General features: G+C 61.9%; 8 protein-coding genes and 1 pseudogene. 5 read left to right on the top strand and 4 right to left on the bottom strand.

The genetic code is table 11. From position 1 onward, the window contains the following. Positions 1-170 precede the first annotated feature (170 nt). The 4 genes and pseudogenes from speB to B348_RS0119585 all read left to right on the top strand — a co-directional run bounded on the left by speB (position 171) and on the right by B348_RS0119585 (position 4,484). Entirely contained in the window at positions 171-1,121 is a 951-nt protein-coding gene (gene speB, locus B348_RS0119600; RefSeq protein WP_017134866.1) for an agmatinase, read from the top strand. Next, the gene (locus B348_RS0119595; RefSeq protein WP_017737774.1) at positions 1,121-1,543 is read left to right on the top strand and encodes a nuclear transport factor 2 family protein; all 423 of its coding nucleotides are present in this window, start codon (positions 1,121-1,123) and stop codon (positions 1,541-1,543) included. The genes speB and B348_RS0119595 overlap by 1 nt, the downstream gene beginning before the upstream one ends. Before the next feature lie 21 nt (positions 1,544-1,564). Then, positions 1,565-3,077, top strand: a pseudogene (locus B348_RS01000000130140) (cytosine permease). A 24-nt stretch (positions 3,078-3,101) separates the two neighbouring features. Beyond that, positions 3,102-4,484 carry a sodium:solute symporter gene (locus B348_RS0119585; RefSeq protein WP_017737773.1) on the top strand — a complete coding sequence of 461 codons (1,383 nt, stop codon included), beginning with the start codon at positions 3,102-3,104 and terminating at the stop codon, positions 4,482-4,484. Positions 4,485-4,681: 197 nt separating this feature from the next. Here B348_RS0119585 and B348_RS1000000131995 read toward each other — a convergent pair whose 3' ends face one another. Further along, positions 4,682-4,804, bottom strand: coding sequence for a PA1414 family protein (locus B348_RS1000000131995; RefSeq protein WP_017737772.1), 123 nt, complete (start codon positions 4,802-4,804; stop codon positions 4,682-4,684). A 142-nt stretch (positions 4,805-4,946) separates the two neighbouring features. Then, a complete protein-coding gene (locus B348_RS0119575; RefSeq protein WP_017737771.1) occupies positions 4,947-5,840 on the bottom strand; it encodes a LysR family transcriptional regulator in 894 nt (297 codons plus the stop codon). Positions 5,841-5,943: 103 nt separating this feature from the next. Here B348_RS0119575 and B348_RS0119570 point away from each other — a divergent pair, with 103 nt between their 5' ends. Continuing rightward, positions 5,944-7,140, top strand: a complete 1,197-nt coding sequence (locus tag B348_RS0119570; RefSeq protein WP_017737770.1) for a YbfB/YjiJ family MFS transporter — start codon at positions 5,944-5,946, stop codon at positions 7,138-7,140. Here the strand turns inward: B348_RS0119570 and B348_RS0119565 are convergent. Continuing rightward, on the bottom strand, positions 7,052-8,494 hold the full coding sequence (locus B348_RS0119565; protein ID WP_017737769.1) for an NCS1 family nucleobase:cation symporter-1: 1,443 nt from the start codon (positions 8,492-8,494) through the stop codon (positions 7,052-7,054). The genes B348_RS0119570 and B348_RS0119565 overlap by 89 nt on opposite strands. Before the next feature lie 198 nt (positions 8,495-8,692). After that, positions 8,693-9,091 carry a DUF2177 family protein gene (locus B348_RS0119560; protein WP_017737768.1) on the bottom strand — a complete coding sequence of 133 codons (399 nt, stop codon included), beginning with the start codon at positions 9,089-9,091 and terminating at the stop codon, positions 8,693-8,695. Between the last annotated feature and the right edge of the window lie 105 nt (positions 9,092-9,196).

Genomic DNA, 9,196 nt, shown 5'->3' with positions numbered 1-9,196 from the left:
GGCTGACCCACCGCTATCGCAGGCAAGCCAGCTCCCACATTTGAACGGAGTTTACCTCAGGCGTTAGTTTAGAAAAATCTGAACTAAGTATTTGCCCCTGCCGATTCTTCCATCGCGGGGTATTTCGCAGAATCGGCCTCTAATAAACAAAACAACGATGAGGCACTCCCGTGGACAAGATTTTCCACCAACCACTGGGCGGCAACGAAATGCCGCGCTTTGCCGGCATCGCCACCATGATGCGACTCCCCCACCTGCAAACCGCCAAGGGCCTGGACGCTGCCTTTATCGGCGTGCCCCTGGACATCGGCACCTCGCTGCGCGCCGGCACCCGCTTCGGGCCGCGTGAAATCCGCGCCGAATCGGTGATGATCCGCCCGTACAACATGGCCACCGGCGCCGCACCGTTCGACTCGCTGTCGGTGGCCGACATCGGCGACGTGGCGATCAACACCTTCAACCTGCTCGACGCCGTGCGCATCATCGAAGAAGCCTACGACGAGATCCTCGAACACGATGTGATCCCGATGACCCTGGGCGGCGACCACACCATCACCCTGCCGATCCTGCGGGCGATCCACAAGAAACACGGCAAGGTCGGCCTGGTGCACATCGATGCCCACGCCGATGTGAACGACCATATGTTCGGCGAGAAAATCGCCCACGGCACCACCTTCCGCCGCGCCGTGGAAGAAGGCCTGCTCGATTGCGACCGCGTCGTGCAGATCGGACTGCGCGCCCAGGGCTATACCGCCGAAGACTTCAACTGGAGCCGCAAGCAGGGCTTTCGCGTGGTCCAGGCTGAAGAGTGCTGGCACCACTCCCTCGCGCCACTGATGGCCGAAGTGCGGGAAAAAGTCGGCGGCGGCCCGGTGTACCTGAGCTTTGACATCGACGGCATCGACCCCGCCTGGGCACCCGGCACCGGCACCCCGGAAATCGGCGGGCTGACCACCATCCAGGCCATCGAGATCATTCGCGGCTGCCAGGGCCTCGACCTGGTTGGTTGCGATTTGGTAGAAGTTTCACCGCCTTACGACACCACCGGCAACACCTCGCTGCTCGGCGCCAACCTGCTGTACGAGATGCTCTGCGTACTGCCTGGCGTGGCGCACCGCTGATGAGCGCCCGCGAGGTGCTGCAAGCCGCTGCCGACCTGGTGGCGGCCTTCGCCCGCAATGACCGCGCCGCCTACTTCGGCGCGTTCACGGCCGATGCCAGCTTTGTGTTCTACACCCTGCCCCAGCCGCTGCTCAGTCGCGATGCCTACCAGGCAGTGTGGGACAGCTGGCGCCGGGACGAGGGGTTCGAGGTGCTGTCGTGCACGTCGAGCAACGCCTTTGTCAGCCTGCAAGGTGACGTGGCGATTTTTATGCATGACGTGGCCACCGAGCTGCGCATGCAAGGGGAGCAATTCTTTAGCCAGGAACGCGAGACCATTGTCTTCAAACGGCAAGGGACTCGCACAGAACAAAAAGAAGGCCTGTGGCTGGCCTGTCACGAACATTTGTCCGCTATGCCGGAAGGGCTGCCGCCCCCTTAGCCAATGTGATCGGAGCTGATCATGAATAATAAAAACAACGATAAAAGTATTCGCCAGATAGAAACCAACGGGGTCGAACAGATCCCGGACCACGAACGTACCGCCGGCCCCAAGGATCTGTTCCGCCTGATCTTCGGCGGTGCCAACACCTTTGCCACCGCCGTGCTGGGTTCGTTTCCCGTGCTGTTCGGCCTGTCGTTCCAGGCCGGGGTCTGGGCGATTGTGCTGGGCGTGCTGGTGGGCGCACTGATCCTCGCGCCCATGGGCCTGTTCGGGCCGATCAACGGCACCAATAACGCGGTGTCCTCCGGTGCGCACTTCGGCGTGCACGGGCGGATTGTCGGCTCGTTTCTGTCGTTGCTGACGGCGATTGCCTTCTTCTCACTGTCGGTGTGGAGTTCAGGCGATGCGCTGGTGGGCGGTGCGAAACGGCTGATCGGCCTGCCGGAAACCGACCTGACCCTGGGCCTGGCCTACGGCGTGTTTGCGATCCTGGTGCTGACCGTGTGCATCTACGGCTTTCGCTTCATGCTGTGGGTCAACCGCATCGCGGTGTGGGCGGCGAGCCTGCTGTTTTTGCTGGGCATCTTCGCCTTTGCGCCGGCGTTCGACAGCCATTTCGCCGGCACGGTCGCCCTGGGCCAGAGCGGCTTCTGGGCGGCATTTATCGGTGCGGCGCTGGTGGCCATGAGCAACCCGATTTCCTTCGGTGCGTTCCTCGGTGACTGGTCGCGCTACATCCCACGTGAGACGCCGAAAATACGCATCATGCTGGCCGTGGTGCTGGCGCAGATCGCCACCTTGATCCCTTTCCTGTTCGGCCTGGCCACCGCGACCATCGTGGCGATCAAGGCACCGGACTACATCGCGGCCAACAACTACGTCGGCGGTTTGCTGGCGGTGGCGCCGAGCTGGTTCTTCCTGCCGGTGTGCCTGATCGCGGTGATTGGCGGCATGTCCACCGGCACCACGTCGCTGTATGGCACGGGGCTGGACATGTCCAGCGTGTTCCCGCGCCTGCTGTCGCGGGTCAAGGCCACGCTGCTGATCGGGGTGATGTCGATTGCCTTCATCTTTATCGGACGTTTCGCTGCCAACCTGGTGCAGAGCGTGTCGACCTTCGCCGTGCTGATCATCACCTGCACCACGCCGTGGATGGTGATGATGATCATCGGCCTGATCGTGCGCCGCGGCTTCTACTGCCCGGATGACTTGCAGGTGTTCACCCGCGGTGAGACCGGTGGCCGCTACTGGTTCAGCCATGGCTGGAACTGGCGCGGGCTGGGGGCGTGGATTCCGAGTGCGTTGGTGGGGCTGTGCTTCGTCAACTTGCCGGGGCAGTTAGTTTGTCGGGCCGCTGGGCAATTTGGCGGATGGCATTGATATCAGCTTGCCGGTGACGTTGGGATTGGCATCGGTGGTGTATCTGACCTTGCTGCGCGTTTTTCCCGAGCCGGCTGCGGTGTATGGGCCAGCGGGAGCAAGCGCCCTCGCCACAGGACGTTCACTCACCACCGCCCACTCCCCTACCTAAAAATAAAATCGGAGAACCGCCATCATGGCTTTGGATTTATTCGTCGTACTCATCTACGCCGCCGGCATGCTCGTGCTCGGCTATTACGGCATGCGCCGCGCCAAGACCCACGAAGATTACCTGGTGGCCGGCCGCAACCTCGGCCCGACCCTGTACATGGGCACCATGGCCGCCACGGTGCTGGGTGGGGCGTCCACCGTCGGCACGGTGCGCCTGGGTTATGTGCATGGCATCTCGGGCTTCTGGCTGTGCGCCGCGCTGGGCATGGGGATCATTGCGCTGAACCTGTTCCTGGCCAAGCCGCTGTTGAAGCTGAAGATCTTCACCGTCACCCAGGTCCTGGAAAAACGCTACAACCCCATGGCCCGCCAGGCCAGCGCGGTGATCATGCTGGCCTACGCGCTGATGATCGGCGTGACCTCGATCCTCGCCATCGGCACCGTGCTGCAAGTGTTGTTTGGCCTGCCGTTCTGGATCTCGGTGCTGCTCGGCGGTGGCGTGGTGGTCGTGTACTCGACCATCGGCGGCATGTGGTCGCTGACCCTCACCGACATCGTGCAATTCGTGATCAAGACCGTCGGCCTGATGTTTATCCTGCTGCCGATCTGCCTGTACCGCGTCGGCGGCTGGGATGAGCTGGTGGCCAAGCTACCGGCGTCGAGTTTCAGCTTCACCGCCATCGGCTGGGACACGATCATCACCTACTTCATGATCTACTTCTTCGGCATCCTGATCGGCCAGGACATCTGGCAACGGGTGTTCACCGCCCGTGACGAAAAGGTCGCCAAGTACGCCGGCACGTTCGCCGGGTTCTACTGCATCCTCTACGGCCTGGCCTGTGCGTTGATCGGCATGGCGGCCCATGTGCTGATCCCGGACCTGGACAACGTCAACAACGCGTTTGCCGCGATCGTCAAAGTCTCGCTGCCAGACGGCATCCGTGGCCTGGTCATTGCAGCGGCACTGGCCGCGATGATGTCCACCGCCAGCGCCGGTTTGCTCGCGGCCTCCACCGTACTGACCGAAGACCTCCTGCCACGCCTGCGCGGCGGCAAACAGTCGAGCCTGGCGATCAACCGCCTGTTCACGATGCTGACCGGCATCGCCGTCCTGGGCATCGCTTTGGTGGTGAACGACGTGATCAGCGCGCTGACCCTGGCCTACAACCTGTTGGTGGGCGGCATGTTGATCCCGTTGATCGGCGCGATCTTCTGGAAGCGCGCGACCACCTCCGGGGCAATCACCTCGATGACGCTGGGGTTTGTCACGGCGCTGGTGTTCATGTTCAAGGATGGCTTGGATGCGAACACGCCGATCTACTACAGCCTGGCAGTCGGGTTGGTGAGTTTTGTGCTGGTGAGCGTGTTATCGCGCAAGCCTGAGGCGGTGGCGGCTAACGCGGTTTGAGGCATAACAGGATTTAGAGCGGTTTCTTCAGCGGGCACGACGTCGGAGGTCGTGCCCGTTTTTTTGCCTGGCAGAAAAACAACTGTGGGAGCGGGCTTGCCCGCGATTGCAGAGTGTCAGCCGACGAAGATGTCGCTGGTTCACCGCTATCGCGGGCAAGCCTGCTCCCGCATGTTTGATCGCGCTGTGACCCGAGATTACCGGCGACGTGGCCGACGCTGCTCATCATCGGTACGGATCGGCACCGGCTGCAGTGGCGGCTCGATCAAGCCCAGTGCAACACCGAGGTCATGGAGCCAGGTTTGAATTTTCTCTTTCATGGTTGCCCCCTTTGAGGGTAATGCTGGCAGGCGCAAGTTCTGTCGCCTTTTCCTACAGTGATAGTAGCCCTAAGTCCTACGTATTGCATGGACGAAACCACAACGAACTATTACTGAATTGATCTGAATCCTGACGGATCGTTCAAGCAATCGCCCGTGCGTCTTGCAGGACTTCGACCCTGCCCGCTTGCTGCAAGTCGATCCATGCATTGAGGTTAGCGCCGAGCATACCCTTTCGCCACATCAGCCAGGTGGTCGCAGTGGCAAAATGCCCTGTCAGCGGATGAACGGACACGCTGTCCTTGCCTGGCAGGCTGTCGAGCATGGATTCGGACATCAGCGCCACTCCGGAACCCGCAATCACGCAGGCCAGCATGCCTTGATAGGACTCGATCTCGATCGCCCGACCCATGGCGACATGCTCGTGGGAAAACCACGTCTCCAGCCGTGTGCGATAGGCACAGCTGCGTCGGAAGGTGAACACCGAGCGCCCCGCAACGTCTTGTGGCCCACGCACTGGCGGGTGATCAGCCTCACAGATCAATACCAGGCGCTCTTCACACAACGGCACGCCGTCCAGGGAGGCGATAGTGATGGGGCCGTCCACAAACGCCGCATCCAGGCGACCGGTAATCAGGCCTTCGAGCAACTCGCCGCTGGGCGCCGATTGCACCTGGAGATTCACCATCGGGTAAGCCTTGTGATAGCTCGCCAGCAGCTTCGGTAAATGAACCGCCGCCGTGCTGTACATGCTGCCCAGCACAAAGTCGCCGGCCGGTTGCCCGCCCTGCACTGCACCATGGGCTTCGTCGTGCAACGCCAGCAGACGGCTGCTGTAGTCCAGCAACACTTTGCCCGCCGGAGAAAGCTGCAAGCGCTGGCGTTCGCGTACGAAGAGCTCGACGCCGAGTTGTTCCTCCATCTGCTTGAGCCGGGTCGACAGGTTCGATGGCACGCGATGCAGGCGCTCGGCCGCACGGGTGATGGAGCCCTCTTCCGCCACGGCCTGGAAAATGCGCAATTGACTGAACTCCATACCTTTCTCCAAAACTGAACAAGTTACTCACTATTATTCAATTTTACAGAAAGTCAATCCGCTTTAGCCTGCGAGTCATTCGTTGACCCGCAGGAAAACCGCCATGTCACCCCTGATTCGTCTACTCGCCAGCTTTATCGCCCTGATGATGGCCATGGGCATTGGCCGCTTTGCCCTCACCCCGCAAATGCCGCATTTGCTCGGCGAAGGGCAGATCGACCTGACCGGTGCCGGCCTGATCGCCGCCGCCAATTACCTGGGATATTTGGTCGGGGCGGTGGATTCGATCTTCGCCCGCAGCCATCACCACGTGCGCGGCCGGCTCTACGGTGGGCTGTGGTTGTGCGTGCTGCTGACCTTGGCGTCGTACTGGGCCCATGGGTTCTGGCCCCATCTGCTGTTGCGCTTTGGGACGGGCGTCGCGAGTGCCTGGGCGTTGGTGATGATCACCAGCCTGAGCCAGCCGCTGGCGCTTGCCGCCGGGCGTCCGCGCCTGGGCGCCCTGGTATTTGCCGGGCCGGGGCTGGGGATCCTGCTCACGGGATTGCTGGCACTGGGCTCTAACCTGCTCGGGCAAGACTCGGCCACCCTATGGTTGATATATGGGACGGTGGCGCTGGTGATGCTGCTGGTCGTCCTGCCCTTCCTGCCCCAGCCGGCACCGGCCACTACGGCCACCGCCCTTGCGGGCAGCAATCAGAGCATCGCGCACCTGGGCTGGATCTACTTTTTATTTGGCTTGGGCTACATCATCCCCGCGACCTTTCTGTCGCAGATGGCCAACGCGCAATTCAAAGGCGCCTGGCAGGCCGATCTGTTCTGGCCGTGCTTTGGCTTGGCAGCGGCGCTGGGCGTAGCCATCGCCAGCCTGCGCCGCAAGGACCCGGACACCACGCGGCGCTGGCTGATGGCAACGTTGTGGCTGCAGGCCGCCGGTGTGTTCGCCTGCCTGCTGGGCAATGCCTGGGGCCTGGCGCTGGGTGTGCTGCTGTGTGGCGCGCCGTTCCTGGCGTGCATGCAGTTGGTGATGACGCGCCTGCGGGACATTGCACCTCATGGCTACCAGCGCAGCACCGGGTTGCTCACCGCCAGCTTTGCCATCGGCCAGTTGAGCGGGCCGTTGCTGGCCTCGGTGAGCAGTCATCTGAGTGGCGGCCTGCATCCGGCGTTGGTGATCGCCGGATGCGGCCTGCTCGTGGCAGGTGTGTTGCTTAGCCAGCAACCAAGGGCACAGGCATGCGCAGCTGTTCCCGGCGTGCCAGCACCAGGAAAAACAGCCCACCCAGGAAGCACCCGGTAAACCAGGCGAAGTTGGCCATGCCCTGCAACGCCGGGGTAAAGGTGATCGCGACGCCCACCAACGTGGCCGGCACCAGCGCCTTGACCGCCGTCCAGTTCACGCCGCCGTCGAAGTAATAGCGCCCGCTGGGGCTGTCGTCGAACAACGCGTCCACGTCGATCTTCTGCTTTTTGATCAGGTAGAAATCCACCAGCAGGATGCCGAACAACGGCCCGATGAATGCGGCGAGGATGTCCAGGGTGTAGTGGATCATCAGCGGGTTGTTGAACAGGTTCCACGGGGTGATGAAGATCGACGCCACGGCGGCGATCATGCCGCCGGCACGCCAGCTGATCTTGCTGGGGGCGACGTTGGCGAAATCAAACGCCGGGGACACAAAGTTGGCGACGATATTGATGCCGATGGTGGCGGTCACAAAGGCGAAGGCACCGAGCAGCACGGCCATGTTGTTGTCGATGCGCGACACCGTGGCAATCGGGTCATGGAGCATCTCCCCAAATACCGGCAAGGTGCCCGACACAATCACAACGGTGACCAGCGAGAACGCCAGGAAATTCACCGGCAGCCCCCAGAAATTGCCACGCCGCACGTCGTGCATGCTGCGGCAATAGCGGCTGAAATCGCCGAAGTTCAGCGTCGGGCCCGAGAAGTAAGACACCACCAGCGCCGTCGCAACAATCACCTGGCCGAACGCCTGCCAGCCAGACAGGGATTTTTCCGACAGGGTAAAGCTGATATTCGCCCAGCCGGCTTTCCACACAATCCAACCGGCCAGGGCAAACATCACCGCATACACCACCGGCCCTGCCCAATCGATGAAACGCCGGATGGACTCCATGCCCGCCCAGAACACAGCTGCTTGTAGCACCCATAGGCTGAGGAAGCCGAACCAGCCGAGGTAGGACAGGCCAGCGAAATGCGGCTCTGCGTACACCGCCATCTGTGGGAAAAAACGCAGCACCACGATGATCAGTGCGCTGGAGGCCAGGTAGGTCTGAATCCCATACCAGGCCACGGCGATCAGGCCGCGAATCACGGCGGGAATATTCGCGCCGAACACCCCGAACGCCAGCCGGCAAATCACCGGATACGGCACGGCGGCCTGCTGGCTCGGCTTGGCCACCAGGTTGGCGATCAACTGCACGATGCAGATACCGGCAAGCAAGGCGATCAACACCTGCCAACTGGCCAGGCCCAGCGCGAACAGGCTGGCGGCAAACACGTAGCCGCCAACGCTGTGCACATCGCTCATCCAGAAGGCGAAGATGTTGTACCAGGTCCACTTTTGCGGCAGTGGGCCCAGGTCCTGGTTGTACAGGCGCGGGCTGTAGCCGTTGGGCAATTGTTCGGTCATCGCTGGGCTCCTCGTCATACCGGCCTGCACTGCCGTAGCGGTGTGCATACGGGAGGCGGCATAGTTTGTATACGAAGCAGTCAGCAGAATGCGTGCCAATGGCACACAATCCTTTCAGAATGGCGCTCCAAAGCGATTAACGATGGATGGGCTACGCGGACTTTGCTCAGCAACGGTGCACAAAAAACCTGTACACAATCAGTCACGCCCCCGATCTGCACACAGGTACCCCACCGTGCAGCAAACTGCTGTCAGGCAGGTGCCCCAGGCCATGTCCATCACCGCCAACCCGGCAGACCAGCCGTGCAGCGTGGCCCAGTTGCTGAGGTCATAGGTGCCATAGGCCACCAGGCCCAACAAGGCGCCCAGACGCGACGCACGCTGCCAACTGGCGCTGGGCAGGACGACGAGTACGACGCAACCGAGGACATACAGGAGATAGAAGAGTGTTGCGGGCAATAACCGTGGCTGATCAAGCATCAGCGGGCCCAGCAGTGACTTGTAGGTCGGGCCCATGAGGACGCCGAGCCAGAGGCCGTCGAGGACCAGAAAGGCGAGCAAGGTGCCGAGGTAGGCGAACAACGACTTTTTAGACATGACGCACCTCTGTAGGAGACGGCTAGTTGTGGCGAGGGAGCTTGCTCCCGCTGGGCTGCGCAGCGGCCCCAAAATCTGGGGAGCGCTTCGCACTCCAGCGGGAGC

Source organism: Pseudomonas sp. CBZ-4, assembly GCF_000346755.1.
Taxonomy (GTDB): Bacteria; Pseudomonadota; Gammaproteobacteria; order Pseudomonadales; family Pseudomonadaceae; genus Aquipseudomonas.
This window is presented reverse-complemented; position numbering and strand designations above follow the sequence as displayed.

Excerpts from the sequence above, each read along its gene's own strand:
- B348_RS0119595 (WP_017737774.1), top strand. The coding sequence starts at position 1,121 with ATGAGCGCCCGCGAGGTGCTGCAAGCCGCTGCCGACCTGGTGGCGGCC.
- B348_RS0119565 (WP_017737769.1), bottom strand. The coding sequence starts at position 8,494 with ATGACCGAACAATTGCCCAACGGCTACAGCCCGCGCCTGTACAACCAG.
- B348_RS0119570 (WP_017737770.1), top strand. The coding sequence starts at position 5,944 with ATGTCACCCCTGATTCGTCTACTCGCCAGCTTTATCGCCCTGATGATG.
- B348_RS0119560 (WP_017737768.1), bottom strand. The coding sequence starts at position 9,091 with ATGTCTAAAAAGTCGTTGTTCGCCTACCTCGGCACCTTGCTCGCCTTT.
- B348_RS0119585 (WP_017737773.1), top strand. The coding sequence starts at position 3,102 with ATGGCTTTGGATTTATTCGTCGTACTCATCTACGCCGCCGGCATGCTC.
- B348_RS0119575 (WP_017737771.1), bottom strand. The coding sequence starts at position 5,840 with ATGGAGTTCAGTCAATTGCGCATTTTCCAGGCCGTGGCGGAAGAGGGC.
- B348_RS1000000131995 (WP_017737772.1), bottom strand. The coding sequence starts at position 4,804 with ATGAAAGAGAAAATTCAAACCTGGCTCCATGACCTCGGTGTTGCACTG.